At 37.0% G+C, this 18,408-nt stretch carries 16 protein-coding genes and 1 riboswitch; of the genes, 1 reads left to right on the top strand and 15 read right to left on the bottom strand.

Translation table 11 applies throughout. From position 1 onward, the window contains the following. Positions 1-102: 102 nt before the first annotated feature. Positions 103-226: riboswitch (cobalamin riboswitch) on the bottom strand. Between the two features lie 64 nt (positions 227-290). From PQ479_RS01340 to PQ479_RS01285, 12 genes are all read right to left on the bottom strand, one after another. Continuing rightward, entirely contained in the window at positions 291-2,057 is a 1,767-nt protein-coding gene (locus tag PQ479_RS01340) for an ATP-binding protein (RefSeq protein WP_047989371.1), read from the bottom strand. Further along, on the bottom strand, positions 2,057-2,773 hold the full coding sequence (locus tag PQ479_RS01335) for a response regulator transcription factor (protein WP_047989372.1): 717 nt from the start codon (positions 2,771-2,773) through the stop codon (positions 2,057-2,059). Before PQ479_RS01335 ends, PQ479_RS01340 begins: the two co-directional genes overlap by 1 nt. A 233-nt stretch (positions 2,774-3,006) precedes the next feature. Further along, positions 3,007-4,197, bottom strand: coding sequence for a c-type cytochrome biogenesis protein CcsB (gene ccsB, locus PQ479_RS01330; RefSeq protein WP_047989373.1), 1,191 nt, complete (start codon positions 4,195-4,197; stop codon positions 3,007-3,009). Positions 4,198-4,199: 2 nt separating this feature from the next. Beyond that, complete coding sequence (resB, locus tag PQ479_RS01325; protein WP_047989374.1) at positions 4,200-5,888, bottom strand: cytochrome c biogenesis protein ResB; 1,689 nt, start codon at positions 5,886-5,888, stop codon at positions 4,200-4,202. A gap of 13 nt (positions 5,889-5,901) precedes the next feature. Further along, entirely contained in the window at positions 5,902-6,429 is a 528-nt protein-coding gene (resA, locus tag PQ479_RS01320; RefSeq protein ID WP_047989375.1) for a thiol-disulfide oxidoreductase ResA, read from the bottom strand. A 138-nt stretch (positions 6,430-6,567) separates the two neighbouring features. Next, on the bottom strand, positions 6,568-7,296 hold the full coding sequence (locus PQ479_RS01315; RefSeq protein ID WP_047989376.1) for a pseudouridine synthase: 729 nt from the start codon (positions 7,294-7,296) through the stop codon (positions 6,568-6,570). Between the two features lie 705 nt (positions 7,297-8,001). Further along, positions 8,002-9,099, bottom strand: a complete 1,098-nt coding sequence (locus PQ479_RS01310) for a branched-chain amino acid aminotransferase (RefSeq protein WP_047989377.1) — start codon at positions 9,097-9,099, stop codon at positions 8,002-8,004. 237 nt (positions 9,100-9,336) lie between these two features. Beyond that, entirely contained in the window at positions 9,337-10,203 is an 867-nt protein-coding gene (locus PQ479_RS01305) for a foldase protein PrsA (protein WP_047989378.1), read from the bottom strand. A gap of 26 nt (positions 10,204-10,229) precedes the next feature. Further along, positions 10,230-11,471, bottom strand: coding sequence for a S1C family serine protease (locus PQ479_RS01300; RefSeq protein WP_047989379.1), 1,242 nt, complete (start codon positions 11,469-11,471; stop codon positions 10,230-10,232). A 629-nt stretch (positions 11,472-12,100) separates the two neighbouring features. Continuing rightward, complete coding sequence (locus tag PQ479_RS01295) at positions 12,101-13,627, bottom strand: BCCT family transporter (RefSeq protein ID WP_047989380.1); 1,527 nt, start codon at positions 13,625-13,627, stop codon at positions 12,101-12,103. 197 nt (positions 13,628-13,824) lie between these two features. Beyond that, a complete protein-coding gene (ssuE, locus tag PQ479_RS01290) occupies positions 13,825-14,343 on the bottom strand; it encodes an NADPH-dependent FMN reductase (RefSeq protein WP_047989381.1) in 519 nt (172 codons plus the stop codon). Between the two features lie 84 nt (positions 14,344-14,427). Further along, complete coding sequence (locus PQ479_RS01285; RefSeq protein ID WP_047989382.1) at positions 14,428-14,922, bottom strand: NADPH-dependent FMN reductase family protein; 495 nt, start codon at positions 14,920-14,922, stop codon at positions 14,428-14,430. Between the two features lie 288 nt (positions 14,923-15,210). On the opposite strand from PQ479_RS01285, the gene PQ479_RS01280 reads away from it, so the two are divergent. Further along, positions 15,211-15,603 (top strand): hypothetical protein, encoded by a 393-nt coding sequence (locus PQ479_RS01280; protein ID WP_273716716.1) that lies wholly within the window; start codon positions 15,211-15,213, stop codon positions 15,601-15,603. Between the two features lie 19 nt (positions 15,604-15,622). Here PQ479_RS01280 and PQ479_RS01275 read toward each other — a convergent pair whose 3' ends face one another. Genes PQ479_RS01275 through cysT form a run of 3 tightly spaced genes read right to left on the bottom strand, consistent with a single transcriptional unit; the run spans position 15,623 to position 18,379 of the window. After that, a complete protein-coding gene (locus tag PQ479_RS01275; RefSeq protein WP_047989384.1) occupies positions 15,623-16,702 on the bottom strand; it encodes a sulfate/molybdate ABC transporter ATP-binding protein in 1,080 nt (359 codons plus the stop codon). A gap of 7 nt (positions 16,703-16,709) precedes the next feature. Further along, positions 16,710-17,582: a sulfate ABC transporter permease subunit CysW gene (cysW, locus tag PQ479_RS01270; RefSeq protein ID WP_047989385.1), complete on the bottom strand. Its 873-nt coding sequence runs from the start codon at positions 17,580-17,582 to the stop codon at positions 16,710-16,712. Between the two features lie 17 nt (positions 17,583-17,599). After that, complete coding sequence (cysT, locus tag PQ479_RS01265; protein WP_047989622.1) at positions 17,600-18,379, bottom strand: sulfate ABC transporter permease subunit CysT; 780 nt, start codon at positions 18,377-18,379, stop codon at positions 17,600-17,602. Positions 18,380-18,408: the final 29 nt, after the last annotated feature.

The raw sequence follows: 18,408 nt of genomic DNA, 5'->3' as shown, positions 1-18,408 counted from the left end.
TTAACAAAAAAGCATTCCGAAAAAGGAATGCTTTCCACCCATAGTGAAGCCCTGCTTCAAATGACAGAGCTTCATTCTAATGATCCCCTTTAACCTCGAAGGTTCAAACAATATCAGTAGGCAAGTAATCTGACTTATGCTTTGATATAAAGCAAACACAGTGGCGGGACCGTGCTGGAATCTAACCAGCTTCCTTTTTAAATAGACCTAATGATTTTCTATATGATCTTTCTTTTGATTATACATGAAACATAAAGACGATAGTATCTCAATTTTCATGAGCCTTTTTCCTACAACGGAAGTTTAAAAGAGAAAGTAGTACCTTCATTTACTTTGCTATGCACCGTAATCTTCCCTTTATGCGAATCAATGATATTTTTGGCAATGGCCAATCCAAGACCTGTTCCACCTTTGGCTCGTGTTCTCGCTTTATCTGCTTTGTAAAAACGTTCAAACACATAAGGTAAATCTTGTTCACTAATACCAGAGCCGTTATCAATTACATCAAATATGAATTCTTCTTGTTCAACACTTACTTTGACAATGACTTGTCCGAATTCCTGTGTATGTCGAATCGCATTATGAATTAAATTGGTTAATACTTGTTCAATTCGATCTTGATCAAAATAAGCATCTGGTAACTTTTCCTTAACATCTAGCTTCAGAGCAATGTGATGGTCTTTAGCTAAACCTTTAAACTTACGAACAATTTTCTCCATATAAGGTATTAAAGGAATCTTTTCTTTTACTAATTCAGTATAACCCGCTTCCATACGCGCAATATCCAATAACTCATTAACCAATCGGCCCATTCTTAATGATTCATCATAAATGATCCGAGCAAGCTCTTTTTTCTCTTCATGGCTTTCCGCTATATCATCAATAATCGCTTCACTATACCCTTGCAGCATTGAAATCGGCGTTCTTAATTCGTGTGATACATTCGCAATGAAATCTTTACGAAGCTTATCATGTTGACGTTCTTCCGTCATATCCCGAATTACTGCAACGGCTCCTCTGATTTGTTCGTGGTCATATAAAGGCGTCATAACAAGGGCAAAATATCGCCCCTGAATGGCTAATTCTAGCTGCTGTTCTCGCTCACCACGAACGACTTTATTAAATAGATTATTTAACTCTTCTGGTAGTCTATTCTGATTATTAACTCCGTCTTCAAATAACCACGATTCAAGAAATTGTTCAGCAGGTGGATTCGTAATGACAATTTCACCTTGCCGGTTAAAGGTAATAACTCCATCAGCCATACTTGTTAAAATCCGAGCTAATTGCTCCTTTTCACGACTCAATTCCGTAATCGATACATTCAAATCTCGAGCCATTCGGTTAATCGCCATCCCTAACATACCAATCTCATCATGAGAGACTATAGGGATTTTAGAACGAAAATGACCACTTGCGACTTCTAAAGCAACTTCACGCATTTTCCGGAGAGGTGCTGTAATTCGCGTTGATAAAAAAAAGGCAAATATGGTCGTGAGTACGATGGCAATCCCCGCTGATAAATAAACAATACCTTTAGTTTCTCTCGAGGTTTCTTCAATCACTTCAAGTGATTGATATAGAAATATGGCACTATTATCAAGTTCTCCAGGCATTAATGGTACACCAACAACCATTAGCTCTTTATTAGAAGGCCACCCACCCTCATTTGTATGAAATTCTCCCTCTGCCATAATTTCTTGTTGATCAGTAAATACAGAAGAAAGTTTATCATTTTCATAAAATACTTCAATAGGTAACTGTCTAATAGTAGGCTCGACATTGTCCATTTTTTTCTCGCCTTGATTAATCACTAACACATTTATTTCTAAAAGTTCAGTATATTGCTCGATTCTTGTTAAAGCTTCTTCTTCATGTTCATAACCCTCATATATATGTGAAATCATCGTAGCATGATGGAGTAATTGTCCTTCTGCCTCTTGAATATGAAATTTCTCAAATGAACGCAGTAACATCACCATTAAAATGGTTAGGACAACGGCTACTAAAAGGATAAACGTAAACCATAACTTTCCTACTACACTACGCCACAACATTATTCCTTCTGACCTTCAAACTTGTAACCGACACCCCAAACCGTTGAAATCATCGAGGCCGTTTCTTCAGATATACGATTTAATTTTTCTCTTAATCTTTTGATATGTGTATCGACAGTTCGTAAATCTCCGAAGAAATCATAATTCCATACATCCTTGAGAAGTTGTTCTCTTGAGAATACTTTATCTGGTGCTTGTGCTAAATAATATAATAACTCATATTCTTTTGGTGTTAAGTTGATTTCCTGGCCTGAGACGGTTACTCGATGTGCATCGTTATCAATGACTAAATTTTGAAACACTAACATGTCCTTTGCCTGTGTTTCTGTTTGCAAAAACTTGGTCGAAGAAGAACGTCTTAATAATGCTTTGACTCTTAGAACCACTTCTCTAGGACTAAATGGCTTAACAATATAGTCATCTGCACCAACTTCAAAACCTTGAACTCGATTTGCTTCCTCGCCTTTTGCCGTTAACATCATAACAGGAGTAGCCTTTGATTTTCTTAGCTCTGTACATACTTCTATTCCATCCATTCCTGGCATCATTAAATCAAGGAGGATAACATCATAATCTTGTTCGATTGCTTTTTCTAATGCTATTTCACCATTTTCAGCTTCATCAATTGAGTAATTTTCTCTTTCTAGATACATTTTTAACAGTCTACGAATGCGGTCCTCATCATCAACTACAAGAATTTTTGCTTCTTTTTCCATTGTACACGCCTCCAGTTCATTTACCTTGATCATCCTATAAATTAAAATAAACAGACCCTGCAGATGAAGGATCTGTTTATCGTCGTACTAGTCATTTCTCAGTAATTCGTTCATCTGCGTGTGAACGTTCTATATTTATTTTGTATGAAGTTGCTTAATGCTCATGTGCGGAGCGTTAATTTGCCGCTACCAGATTCGTTTACGTTTATCGTACTTGTTCTATTTTTTGAATCTTAACCTGCGTAGGAGTGTAGTCCGGCGATTACTAGGTTAACAAAGACAAGGTTGAACATGATAATCGCAAATCCGATTACACCAAGCCATGCTGATTTCTCACCGTGCCAGCCTTTTGAAAGGCGTAAGTGAAGATACGCTGCATAAAACAAGAATGTAATTAATGCCCATACTTCTTTTGGATCCCAGCCCCAGAATCTTGACCAGGCAATTTGAGCCCAAATCATTGCAAAAATGAGTCCCCCAAGTGTAAAGATTGGGAATCCAATCGCAATGGCACGATAGCTAATTTCATCAATTGCTTGAGGACTAATGCTTCTGACCATCGGTTGGAAAATGGCTCCGACTCGTTTACGTGCAATTAAACGAATTAAGACATATAAAATCGCACCCGAGAAAAATGACCATAAAACTGTATTTAAATCATCTGAGCGAATTATCGCTGGTGCATTTACGATTGGTGACATTTTATCCTCTGTTAAAAGCGTTCCTTCATGTGGACCAATTACTGCTGGTAGCTCATAAACAATTTGAGCTTCCGCACCATTCTCATTGATATAATTAAACTCCGCTTCATATCCTAACCAACCAAAAATATTAGTGATTAGAATAAATCCAACTGTGCTCACAAGGCCATACATGACAATTTCTAATGAAATCGTTTTTTTGTTTCGTTTTGTGAAATCAAGCGTTCGAATTAAATAAATTAATCCAGCTGCAAATCCAATTGCCAAAATCCCCTGACCTAATGCTGTCGTAATGACATGGATTTTTAACCAGTTACTCTGCAATGCAGGAACAAGTGGTGAGATTTCGCTCGGAAAAACAGATGCATAAGCAATGATTAACATAACAACGGGCATTGTGAATAATCCTAAAACATTTGATTTATAGATAGGGTATATAATCACAAAAGCAATCGCAATCGCAATACCTAAAAATGTCATATACTCAAACATATTGGATACAGGAGCATGTCCGCCTGCAATCCATCTCGCTACAAAGTAACCTAGTGAAAATACAACTCCTAAGATTGCGGCAATATATCCATATAAACCCCAACTGTTTTTCTTAATTTCTCCTTGCTTGTTGCGAAAATTCTTACCTGGTAAAGATACCGCAAAGACAATTGTCGCAGCAAGATAGAGGAAAAAGGCAACGAGTAATAAATTCGAACTAAGAGCTGCCATTTTTAACCCTCCTGCTTCTTATTTTGATTTTCTTTTTTTTCTTCTTCTAATTTTTCTTTTTCTTCTGCTTGGTCTATCGGCTCATTTAAACCAGTATCTGCAATAATTTCAGTAATATCATTACGCAGGGTTAACCAGTTTTTATTCGTATGACCTGCAATCCAAATCTCTCCGTCAATACGTTGGAACCAAATTCGACGATGGGCCCAATAAGAGCCTTGAATTAATCCAATCATAAAGATAGCTCCACCAACAATGAGGATCGGTATCGTCAAATCTTTACGAACTCCTAAACCAGACACATTACTCATCTCAACATCAACAAACGATAATTTAAACTCATGGTCCACCTCTTCAATCGATTGACCGCGAGAAGGTAAATCATAGTTAGCCATAATTCCAATAAAACTTCTTTCTCCATCTGGAGTTTCAGGTGTCTTTGTTTCAAAGATAAATGCAGGGTTATCTGGAATGCTTGAACGAGTAGCTGGTTCATTATTACTGTTTAAATAGTAATTAGGAAAATACTCGATAATAGACACTTCATACCCTTCACCTAAATCATAGTGCTTAGCAGGGTTATTTAAATCAACATCAATTTGACCAAAACGATCTCCCGTTTCTTTATTTTCAATAGAAAAACTCATTGTTTGAAGCTCGTTTAATTTATAATCTAATTGATAAAAGCTATAACCGTTATACTCAAGCGGGTCATTCACTTTAATTTCTTTTCGTGCTACCTCTGTTAATTCCCCAACTACCCCAATAGGCGAATCCGGGTCTGCTTCATACAATACGGCATCTGTTTGGTATGTCTTCACAACGAGGCCATCGACCCTTTGCATCGATTCACCAAATACTTCATCTTCTGGATCATATAACTCAAGGTGGAATCCTTCATTACCTATGTATAACTCTTGATTCGTTCCAGGCACGACTGAAAATTCATCTTCGCGAATCCAGACATGTTCATCCACATAAAAGCCCGGAAAATAACGTAACATACAGCCAATTAAGAAAATGATAATACCTACGTGATTAACATAAGGTCCCCAACGAGAAAAGCGACCTTTTTCAGCAACAATATTGCCTTTTTCCTCTCGAACGCGATAGTTCTTTTGCGATAATCGCTGTTTTATTGTATTCATCTTTTCATCATAATCAGGAACTTGAGATGAACCAAATACACGTTGTCTTTTCATGAAATTCTTGTGACGAGTAATTCTTTGTTTCTTTAAAGCACGATATAATGGAACTCCTCTATCTAAGCTTGCAATGATTAAAGATACACCTAAAGCAGCAATTAGTAACATATACCACCAAGAGTCATATAAATTATGAAAACCTAATTCATAATAAATTTGTCCAAGTGTACCGTACTCATTTTGGTAAAACACAGATGGGTCTTCCCCACCAATATAAAACTCTTGTGGAAAAATGGTCCCAAATATAGAAGCCACCAGTAAAATAACAATAATCCAAATTCCAACCTTGACAGACGAGAAGAACATCCAAATTTTATCGATGATATTTGATGTGTACGTCTGTGAACGTCTTGCCACACCTTCATAACGCATATTTAATAGTTGTTTTTGGTCATCGTTTTCATTTCCTAATGGCTTACCACATGACTCACAAATAATCGTACCATGCGGGTTCAAATGTCCACATTCACATTTGATTTTATCCATCGTTACACCTCAATCATGCTTGTGGTATTATTTCTTCCATAAATTCTCGAATTATCTCTTCTGTTAGTAGACCTGTAAACACACGAACGATCTTGCCATGCTCATCAACCAATACGGTCGTAGGTAACGGTCGAACACCATATGCGTCAATTACATGCCTACCTTCGTCAATGACAACAGGGAACGTAAGGTCTAATCTTGAGACGAAGCGCTCTACGGTTAAAGGTGGTTCACTCGCATTGATGGCTACAATCTCAATACCTTGGTCTTGATATTCATGATATAACTCTTCCATAATCGGCATTTCTCTTACACATGGCGGACAATAAGTGCCCCAAAAATTTAAAAAGACACCCTTTCCTTCTAACTCACGCAGTTCAATGACTTCACCTGTTAAATCCTCAAGGGCAAAATTAGCAGCATCATGACCAGCACGTGCAACACTTTTATCTGCAAAGAAATTATAATAGAATGTATAACCAATCGCTACAGCCATTACTAATAAAATGGTAGAACGCATGATTAAACGTTTTCTTTTCATGTTTGTCATCCTCCCTTCCAGTATCAATGAACTACATGCACAAAAAAGTTAACCTTTTGTCCTTCAATTGTACAAACTTAAGTCTAAAAATATCCCAGTCTCATTATAACCTTAAATGAAAGCTCCTATCACTTTGCTTTATGACGGTTTCGTGACAGCTACTTCTTTTAGTTTCTTAACTTCGATTGGCTTTAATGGTCTTGATTCACCTGGGTTTAACCCTTGTAAGGTTAGAAAACTGTATTGCTCTCTTTTTAACTTCATAATCGGATAATTAATAGCTTCAAACATCCGACGAACTTGTCGATTTCGACCTTCATGAATCGTTAATTGAATAATCGATGTTTGTTTTTTCTTGTCCATTGAGATTAATTTCACTTTTGCAGGGGCTGTTTTACCATCCTCTAGGCGGATCCCATCTGCTAGTCTCTTTAGTTCTTCTCTTTTTGGTATGCCCTTTACCTTTGCGACATACACCTTGTCGATATGGAATTTAGGGTGCATGAGTTGATTGGCTAATTCACCATCATTTGTTAGAAGTATTAAACCTGATGTATCATAATCAAGTCGACCAACAGGAAATAGTCTTGCTTCTGTTTCAATGAAATCAGTTACAACTTTTCGTCCTTTATCGTCAGTAACACTTGATATCACAGATGTTGGCTTATATAAAAGATGATAGGTAGGTTCTTCTCTATCTATAGGTATCCCGTTCACTTCTATTTTGTCTTTGTTAGGCGTCACTTTTACTCCTAATTCAGTCACTTTCTTTCCGTTAACCGTTACTTTCCCTTCAATAATAAGTTCTTCTGCTTTACGTCTTGATGTAATTCCTGCTTGTGCTATTACTTTTTGTAATCGTTCCATTCTTGATTCACCTCATCCCCAATCATACCCGCAAGAATAGGAATATACAAGCGAGGAAACTTTTTTGTAGCATTGATTTTCATTCAATGTTAAATGTCCCTTACCTCTTAGGAGCTTTGTATGAAAGTTGGGATTGATACTCATATGCGGAGTTCTACTTGTGGCTACCGAAAAATGCTCCATGTCCCGTGGGGTGGCACTTAGCTAATCAAGCTAAAGGGAACCACCACTTCCATGTCTGTTAGTGGCGTAGTGAATAGGCTTCGTAACCAACCAATATGAAAGTGAGATTTTTTTAACAGATGGCTTTTCATTCAATGACGATTTAGAGGACTCTCATACATTGCAGTAGCCCCAACACTTTTGGAGTGTTGCTAGTAAGAGTTTACCAAAAAAAATTCAGTGCACGGTACAACCAGCCACTAACAAGTATAAAAGTAGGTTTTGAAGCAATAAGCGGTAAGACTGGTAGCCAACACGGCGCAAATAAAAATACGCAGCAATGAAGCTCGAAAAAGAGCCAACAATACAGCGCAAATGGATAAGAGAGTCTATTTGATATCAAAAAAAGCACTCTAACAATATTCATACCATGTTAAAGTGCCATATCCTATTAAAAATACAACCAGTTGTCAAAACTGTAAACACCAAAAGTCATTTGATAATAAGTTACCGCGTTTAAAAGTCTAGACTAATATGATCCTACTAAACCGTAGGTTCTTCTTCTAAATTTTGGACTTTAATTGTCCAATTAAATGTATCAACTTTTTGACCAGTCTGAATACCTGTTAGTGTTTCGTATAATCTTTTTGATAGTTCGCCGGTCTTTCCTTCATTGATAGTCAATTTTTCTTCACGCCAGATCATTTCCCCAATTGGAGAAATAACAGCAGCTGTTCCAGTTCCAAAAGCTTCCTCTAATTGACCTGCTTTATAAGCTTGAACGATCTCATCAATTGAGATTTTCCGCTCTGTAACAGGAATATCCCATGTGCGAAGTAAGTCGATCATAGATTTACGTGTTACACCTTCTAAAATACTTCCATTTAGTTCTGGTGTAATGACTTCACCGTTCACCTTAAAGAATACATTCATACTTCCTACTTCTTCGACATATTTTTTCTCAACGCCATCTAACCAAAGTACCTGTGAGAAACCAAGCTTCGTTGCTTGATCTTGAGCATTATAAGCAGCAGAGTAATTTCCTGCCGTTTTTGCCGTCCCTGTCCCACCTTTTACCGCTCTTGTAAACTTCTCTTCTACATAAATACGAACAGGATTAATTCCTTCGGGATAATAAGCAGCTACAGGCGATAAAATAATCATAAATGTATAACATTTTGAAGGGTTTACACTTAAATTATTTTCAGTCGCAATCATAAAAGGTCTAATATATAAAGAATTTCCTTCACCTTGTGGAACCCATTCTCTTTCAAGTGCAATCAATTGTTTCAAATAATGTAATACTTCATTTTCATCAACAGAGGGCATACTTAATCGCGAACACGATTGATTTAGCCGTTTTAAATTTTGCTCAGGTCTAAATAATAACACTTGATTATCATCAGTTCGGTACGCTTTAAGACCTTCAAATACCGTTTGTCCGTAATGAAAGATCATGGCTGCAGGATCTAATGTGACAGATTGATAGGGAATAATTTTAGGATCGTGCCAACCTTTGTCCTCTGTATAGTTCATTTTAAACATATGATCAGAAAAAACAGTCCCAAATTTTACTTGATTAACATCAGGCTTTTCTTTTGGGTGCATTGTACGGATGATTTGCAATTTCTCTCCACTCAATTTTTTCATCTCCTTCTTAACCACTACTCACATTTTAAAAGTTCATTCTGAAGATTTCAAGAATAAAAATGATTCAATGATTACTTACTAACACCTACACACTCCCACTCTTTTGTCAACATTTGAAACAAATTCATTGATTTATATACTAAGTAAACGCTTTACTGAGTTGAAGATTTTTACTGAAAAAAAATCCAACCTCATCGACCATGAAGTTGGATCATTCGTTTTTATTGATTAATTTTGATAGGAGATCTCATACTTTTCTCTCAACTGAGTTAACCACGGTGTTAATTCAGTTTGATACTTTTGATTAAATAACTTCTCTTCTATTTCTTCTTGATGCTCTTCAAACTTCGCCTCTTGTTCCTCTTGTTTATCTGTCACTTTAATAATATGAAAACCATGCTCGGTTTCTACCGGTTCACTTACTTCATCGATTTCTAAACCAAAGGCGGCTTCTTCAAATTCAGGAACCATTTCACCTTTACTAAAGAATCCGAGTTCACCACCCCTTTCTTTACTTGCTTCATCTGTGGAGTTTTCTGCTGCTAAATCAGCAAAATCCTCCCCCTCATCAACCTTAGCTTTTAACTCTTGTGCTGTCTGTTCATCTTCGACCAAAATGTGGCTAGCTTCTACTTCTTCTTGTTGATTAAACTGCTCTTGATTATCATTAAAGTACATCTCTATCTCTTCATCTGTTACCTCAATGACAGGTTCCATCAATTTCTGCGTTAATAATGAATAATAAACATCATCTTCAAACATATCCATAGTAACTCCCCTTTGGGCTAACATCTCCTTGACATTCTCTTCTCCATTATACATGTCATAAAAAAATGTTAATTCTTCATCAATTTCTTCTTGTGTAACTTGTACACCTTGCTCATTTGCTTCTAACTCAATCATCTTATTATTAATAAGTGCTTCTAATATTGTTGGTCCATGTTGTGACATAGCCTCATCTGCAACTTCACTTTCTTTAATTTTTTCACCATTTACAGATGCCATAACTCCAGATGTATTCGCTACAAAAACTCCTAATACAACCGCACCACTTAAAACAACTACTCCTGATAAAATTGCCAACCATTTTTTCATTAATATTTACACTCCTTCATTTAATTTTACAATGATGTATGAACTCGAATAGGTACTTCAATTTCTTTCTTTTCACCATCACGATATAGTTCCATCGTCACCGTATCTCCAACTTCTACCTCACGATAAAGGATCTTACGAATATCAGATGCATCTTTCACTTCAATACCACTCATTGAGACGACTACATCCCCTGCTCGGATACCTGCTTCATCCGCTACAGAGCCAGGTTCAACAGTCGTAATGACAGCACCTCCTTTTATATCTTCTGGCAACGCACCTAAGTACCCACTAGGGATTTCAGATAAATGAGCAAGGCCAACGCCTAAATAAGGGCGTGTTATTTCACCTTTATCAATCATTTCCTCCACTAATGGAATCAAATCATTACTCGGGATAGCAAATCCAATTCCCTCTATTCCGTTCTGAGCAATTTTTAAGCTGTTAATACCTATGACTTCCCCTTTTGTATTGATTAGAGCACCTCCACTATTTCCAGGGTTAATAGCAGCATCTGTTTGAATGACGTCTAAATTCCATTCACCCGCTGATGTTTGGACAGGAATAGATCGATTAACAGCTGAAATTATCCCTTGTGTTACGGTCCGCGACAACTCTAATCCTAAAGGGTTTCCAATGGCAAATACCTGCTCACCTGGTCTTAATTCATCGGAATTCCCAAATTCGATGATTTGTTCACTTTCACTAGCATCCATTACTAAAACCGCTAAATCAGTTAAAGCATCACCGCCAACCAATGTGGCAGAGACTGTCTCTCCATCTGATAAGGATATCTCAATTTCATCGGCACCTTCAATGACATGGTTGTTTGTAATAATATATGCCTTACCGTCTTCTTCCTTAAAGATAACTCCAGAGCCTGTTCCAGCTTCAACGGCTTCTTGTTCAGAAGGCTGCGACTGAAAGAACCCAGGTATTCCTTGAGACTTCTGTTTGTTAACAACTCCTACTATAGACTGAGATGCATTCTCAATCATGTCAGTGTAATCCGCTACTTGATTGGACATATTTTGAACTGGCAACTCATTTGAGCCCTCTAACTGTTCATTTTCTTCTACTTGATTATTGACAGATACATGTCCAGAAGCAACCATCTCCTGATAAAAGTCAGTTTGTGGTATAACGATGAGAGTCAAAGCAGAACCAACAATTCCTGCACCAGTCATTTTAAACCATGACCACTTATTCTGTTCCTTTCGTTTCCCTCTTCCAGACGAATGCTCTTCCCACTTATTTTCTTCATTCATTTTTATACCTCCTTGTTCCGTTTATATAAGCCATACTACCGATAAATTATGTCAACAACATGTCAAGATACATTAAAGCAGGTATAAAATAGCTTTTATATGAAAGTTGATGCTGATGCTCATGTGCGGAGCTTTGCTCACCGCTCCCGAAAATCACGCTCCGCGACAATCACGTGGCCCTGAGCTAATCGGCTATGCCGCTGGATCTCAGCTCTGCCACTACGTTCCACGGGAGTCTCCGCATATTTTCGTCCGCTAGGTTTCTTCTTAATTCTCAAGTTCACAACACAATCTAACTCCATTCATTTAAAATGAAAATGGAAAAAAACTAATTGAATGAAGAGCCAACAGTTGAAAGCTAAACCATACTTTCATCTTTGTTGGTGGAGAAGTGAATCTTGTTTCGCCGTGTCGGCTGTATGAAAGTGTATGTAGAGATGATAGTTTAGCCTTGAAGTTAGCTGGTCACCTCTCTTGCAATAGATGACCATGTGTCCGGTGCAATATTTTTTTGCTAACGATATCCATTCGCCTCCTACTCACGTATTTTTCATAAGAAAAGACATTGACATGTTACTGAAAGCAACATGTCAATGTCTTTTAAGTGTTTTAATTTTTTATTCCTACTCTTACTTATTGGACTTTATTTTAGGTTGTCTTCTTCCTCTTCCAAGTCCTAATTCTTTTGCTTCAATATGCAGAGATTTCAATAAACTGATCATCATTAGCAGCATAATAAACGAAAATGGCAATGCAGATGAAATCATTGTATTTTGTAGGGCATCTAATCCACCTGAATAGAGTAGAACTAAAGCAATAGCTGCAACCATAATCCCCCATGTTAACTTAATTTTCATACTCGGAGTTTGTGAACCATTTGTAGTCATCATCCCAAGTACAAATGTACCCGAGTCTGCTGACGTAATTAAGAAAATCGCAATTAATACTAAAGTTAATATAGACATAATTAATGCCATTGGAAATTGACTTAAAACAGCAAAGAGACTTTCCTCTGTGGCCAAACTAGAAATCTCAGCAACTCCTGAATGCTCGTTCATCATCGCCGTTCCACCAAAGGTTGCAAACCAGAAAAAGCCCACTAGTGAAGGTAAAAATAATACCCCAAATACAAATTCACGAATTGACCTTCCGCGCGAGACTCTCGCGATAAATATCCCGACAAATGGCGCCCACGAGATCCACCATGCCCAATAAAAGATCGTCCAACCATCAATCCATTCTCTAGCTTCCTGATTAAATGGTGCAATTCTAAAACTCATTTGGAAAAAGTTTTGTATGTAACCACCTATAGTATCTGTATATAAATTTAAAATAGCTACGGTTGGTCCAAATATAAAAACAAATAACAATAGAATTAAGGCAAGAATCATATTCCAATTACTCAAAATTCGTATCCCTTTTTCAATTCCTGTAAGTGCTGAAATCATAAATAAAATGGTTACAATAATTAAAACAATTAATTGAATCCAAAAGCTTAACGGCCAGTCAAATAGATAACTCATCCCTCCATTTACTTGCGATGCTCCAAAACCTAATGTTGTCGAAACACCCATAACGGTCGCAATAACCGCAATAATATCTATGATTTTACCAAAAGCTCCATCAACATAATGACCAAATAACGGTCTAAGGCTTGAACTAATTAATGCCTTTTCATTTTTTCTATATGTAAAATAAGCAATAACTAAAGCTACTAGTCCATAAATCGCCCACGCATGTATTCCCCAATGAAAAAAAGTATACCTCAAAGCATCTCTCATACCTTGTGTCGTAGCTTCATTTCCTGTTGGAGAACTAATCGCATAATGACTTAAAGGCTCTGCAGTTCCCCAAAATACAAGACCAATTCCCATTCCTGCACTAAATAATAACGCAAACCAAGTCGGACGATTAAATTGTGGCTTATCATCCTCTTTTCCTAGCTTGATCAACCCAACTGGACTAATAAGAAAATATAAACAAACTAAAGCAATGACTGTAACAAGGATTAAATAATACCAACCAAATGAGGTAGAGATAAAACTTGTTAATTGACCTGTCCACTCCTCCAAAATCCCCGGTGCTAAAATACCAAATAAAACAATAATCGATAAAACTGAAACCGAAACTTTAAAAACAATATTGTTTCCCTTCATATATGTCTCCTTTCAAAACTAACCAAAACAGATATTCCCGATTCAACCAAAACAAAACACGTTTGAATATTCAAACGTGTTTAATCCATGAAAAGAAAGTATTTTCAAGTTCATAGGTGGGAACACGCGCTCCATTCACAAGGTAGTGTTAGATTACCCACACAAAACATGATTCATACAATATCTTAGCGCTACATTTATTCAATAAAAGGGAGCAACAATTCATCTAATCTTTCCTTCGTAACCTTATTTATGACAAACTCGTGACTTAGATCTTTCGATACCTCTGTTTCAACTACAAAAATACCTTTATAAATTGATTTCGCACCTAATGCTGATAAAACTGGCTTAAAACTATAATCAACCATTAATAAATGAGCAAGGCTTCCACCAATTACTAGTGGCAAAATAGGTTTTCCTTTAAAGGCATTCTGTGGTAATAAATCTAAATACGTTTTTAAAATACCGGTAAATGAAGCTTTATACACTTGGGAAGCGACTATTATCTTATCCGCTTTTTCAACCTGTTTATGAAATCTTTTTACCTTTTCATTGTTAAATTGTGCTTGAATTAATGCTTCTGCAGGTAAATCATGAACATGTATAATATCCGTCTTAACCCCTTCTTTCACAAAGTATTGTTGCGTATACTTAATTAGTCCTTGTAATCGAGAACCTTTATTTGGACTACCTGATATAATTAGAATATTACCCATCCTACACTCTCCTTTTCCATAATAAAAAGACATAGCAAATGATTCACTATGCCTCTGGTTATCCAGTCGGAAGTCAAATAATACTTAAATATAATATGTTATCGGTATATGTTTTTTTAAAACTTCAAAAATATATAGTTCAATTTCTTGCTTAGATTCCTTCCGTTCACAATAGTAACGATAAGACTCCGATTCTTCCATTAAATAAATAGTCGGAATCAAAGATGTTGCTTTCCAATTCGCCAATAATGGCTTTAGACTATATTCAATAATTGAAACATGGGCACTTGTTCCACCGATTATGACTGGTAAAATCATTTTATTTTTAAATAACGTTTCATCAATTTTTTGTAAAAAAGCCTTCATTTGTTTATATGGCTGTTCTTTTGCTTCAAAGACAAACATGACAAGATTTGCTTTATTCAGTTTATCCCATGGTTGTTGTGATTGAACATCCTCAATTGCGTGTACCGATATCACTTCGCCAAACTTTGTTACTTGTTGCTTCAAAGCACTATGCACACATTTTAGGGATGTGCCATGAGTGGGTACTTCTAATACTGATATTTGATATGACATGTTAAACCAACCCCCACCCTTCTTAATCCTGAATATTCCTACTTGTTTAATAAGAATTATAGCAAATGTAATCGTATTTAGCAATAATGGAACTGCCCATTTATCGAACTATTGTAGAAATTCGCTTTCTTATAAGGGTTAAGTTATTTTTGTATGAAAGTTGTTGCTGGTACTCATGTACGGAGCGTTGCTCGCCGCTACCGAAAATGCTGCTCCTCTGGGACTAATAATTCTCAAGTGAAAGAAATTCTAACACCATACTTTTAGATGACAAAGGACAACATTAAATTGCATGAAGTTCCGCCAGTTAATGAGCGAAATACCACTTTCATGTTTAATGGTAGCGAAGTGAACCGGGTTTCGTCATGGAAGATTGGTACCCGCATTGGCGACTCTTTTTCAGACTTCATTGCTGCGTATTTCTTTTTGCTCCGCATTGGCGACTCTTTTTCAGACTTCATTGCTGCGTATTTCTTTTTGCTCCGCATTGGCGACTCTTTTTCCGACTTCATTACTGCGTATTTCTTTTTGCTCCGCATTGGTGGCTCTTTTTCCTGCTTTATTGCTGCGTATTTCTTTTTGCTCCGCATTGGCGACTCTTTTTCCGACTTCATTGCCAATGTTTTTTATGTATTAGAAAAGAAAAAAGCCCTTATTCTAATGAATAAAAGCTTTCGGTGAACCGATCAGTCTTTTATGTTTATATCGAGAACTCTTCTGGCTTGAACACTTTCATCTGTTTAGGTTTCACATAGATTGATTGACCTTGTTGAATGTTCAAATCGAGAAATTTACTTTTTTCTAATTCAATTTCAATTACTTCTCCCTTTTCTCTTTCCGTTTCAAGAAAAACAATGGGACCAACGGCATGAACATGTTTAATCTCAACGGGAATATAGCCTTCTTTTTTCGTATCTTTTTCGATCTCAAATTGATGTGGTCGCGTATAGGCAAAGGTATTTTCATTCGTATCCTCTAATTGAGCCGCAATCTCCTCATGGAAAATCTCACCACCAGATGATTGAAATACACCGTTTTGAACACGCCCTTTAAATATATTAACATTTCCTAAAAAGTCAAATACAAATGGACTATTAGGATGTTCATACACTTCATCAGGTGTACCAATTTGTTTTATTTCTCCTTGGTTCATCACAACAACGCGGTCAGATACATCTAAGGCCTCTTCTTGGTCATGAGTAACGAATACACTCGTAATATGATACTCGTCATGAAGCTTTCGTAACCAACGCCTCAAATCCTTTCTCACCTTCGCATCTAAAGCACCGAATGGTTCATCAAGTAGCAATACTTTAGGCTGAACGGCTAGTGCACGAGCTAAGGCAACTCTTTGTCTTTGTCCACCAGATAATTGACTCGGAAAACGCTTTTCATAGCCTTCTAGCTTGACTAATGCCAACAGTTCCTTAACACGTTCATCTATTTCTTTTTTTGATGGACGATCCTTCCTTGGTTTTACACGTAACCCGTAAGATATATTATCAGCGACATTCATATGTCCAAATAAAGCATAGTGCTGAAAGACAAAACCAACCTGCCTTTTTATCGCCTCGACGTCTGTCATGTTTTGCTCACCGAAATAGATATTACCTTGGTCAGGTTGCTCTAAGCCAGCAATAATACGTAATAAGGATGTTTTACCTGAACCTGATGGACCTAATAAAGCGACAAGCTCACCAGATTTAATATTTAGATTGATATCTGTCAAAGCTGCAAATGAACCAAAATTTTTGGAGATATTTTGAATGTTAATAGACATAATTGAATTACACCACCCTTTGACGATTCACTTTCCATTCGATCATATTTTTTATAAAAATCGTAACTAACGCCAATAGAGACATTAATGATGCGACCGCAAAAGCTGCGGTAAATTGGTATTCGTTATATAAAATCTCAACATGAAGTGGCATCGTATTGGTCAGACCACGTATCTTTCCTGATACCACGGATACTGCCCCAAATTCTCCAATTGCCCGCGCATTACATAAAATCATTCCATATAATAAACCCCATTTAATATTGGGTAACGTCACATGTAAAAATGTTCTCCACCCATTTGCACCTAGTGAAACCGAAGCTTCTTCCTCAGAAGTCCCCTGTGCTTGCATTAAAGGAATAAGTTCTCGAGCTACAAAAGGCACCGTTACAAATAAGGTAGCTAAAATAATCCCAGGTACTGAGAATATAATCTTCCATCCTTGTTCCATTAAGAATGGACCAAATAGACCATGTGCACTAAATAATAAGATAAATACTAACCCGGCAATAACGGGTGATACAGAAAATGGTAAATCAATGAGTGTTACTAAAAAGCTCTTCCCTCTAAAACGGTATTTGGAGACAAGCCACGCTGCCGCTATCCCAAAAATCGTGTTTAACGGAACGACAATAATGGCAACTAAAAGAGTTAACCGAATCGCTGATAAAGCATCAGGCTCAGTAATCGAAGCCAGATAAGTAGCAATTCCTTGCTCAAACGCTTTATAAAAGATCGCAACTAAAGGTAAAACTAAAAATAAGATTAAAAATAATATGGCTATTGATATGAATGTCCATTTAACCCATGTAGGCTCCTTTAAAGCTCGAGATCCATGGATAGGTTGATTCGTTTGTGGTTGTTGAACTAGGTCAGCCATCTTCACATCCCCCCTTTTTACACATATCTCCTCTGGCTCCACCATTGTATAGCGTTAATAATCAGTAGCATGACAAATGAAAAAACCAACATAACAGCTGCAATCGCTGTCGCCCCAACATAATCAAATTGTTCAAGTTTGGTCATGATTAGTAATGGGGTAATTTCCGTCCTCATCGGCATGTTACCTGAAATAAATACAACTGAACCATATTCACCTAATGCTCTTGCAAAGGCCAACGCAAATCCAGATAATAAGGCGGGAATGACAACCGGGAAAATAACTTTAAAAAAGGTGTGAATTCTACTTGCTCCTAAACTTGCTGATGCTTCCTCTACCTCTTTTTCAATGCCTTCTAAAACAGGCTGAACCATACGAACAACAAATGGCAACCCGATAAATGTTAAAGCAACGACAACACCTAATGGCGTAAAAGCAACACGTATCCCAAAGATATCTAAATATTGACCGACCCAGCCCGTAGATGCGTACAAGGTCGTTAAGGCAATACCAGCAACCGCTGTCGGTAGTGCAAATGGTAAATCAATCAAACCATCAATGATACGTTTGCCTGGAAAATCATACCGAACTAATACCCAAGCGAGCAAAAGTCCAAAAACAGCATTCACACTAGCCGCCGCAAACGCAGCTCCTATACTCAACTTATAACTAGCAACAACTCTAGGTTCTGTCACCACAGCCCAAAAAGACTCCCAACCCATCGTTGCTGTATTTAAGAAAATCATTGATAGCGGAATAAAGATGAGCAATGTCACATACATCATCGTAAATCCCATTGACAAGCCAAAACCCGGTAACACACTAT

The organism is Alkalihalobacillus pseudalcaliphilus (assembly GCF_028610675.1).
GTDB classification, from domain to species: Bacteria; Bacillota; Bacilli; order Bacillales; family Bacillaceae_D; genus Alkalihalobacillus; species Alkalihalobacillus pseudalcaliphilus.
Note: the sequence above shows the minus strand (reverse complement) of the source record. Positions and strands in the feature narration are given on the sequence as shown.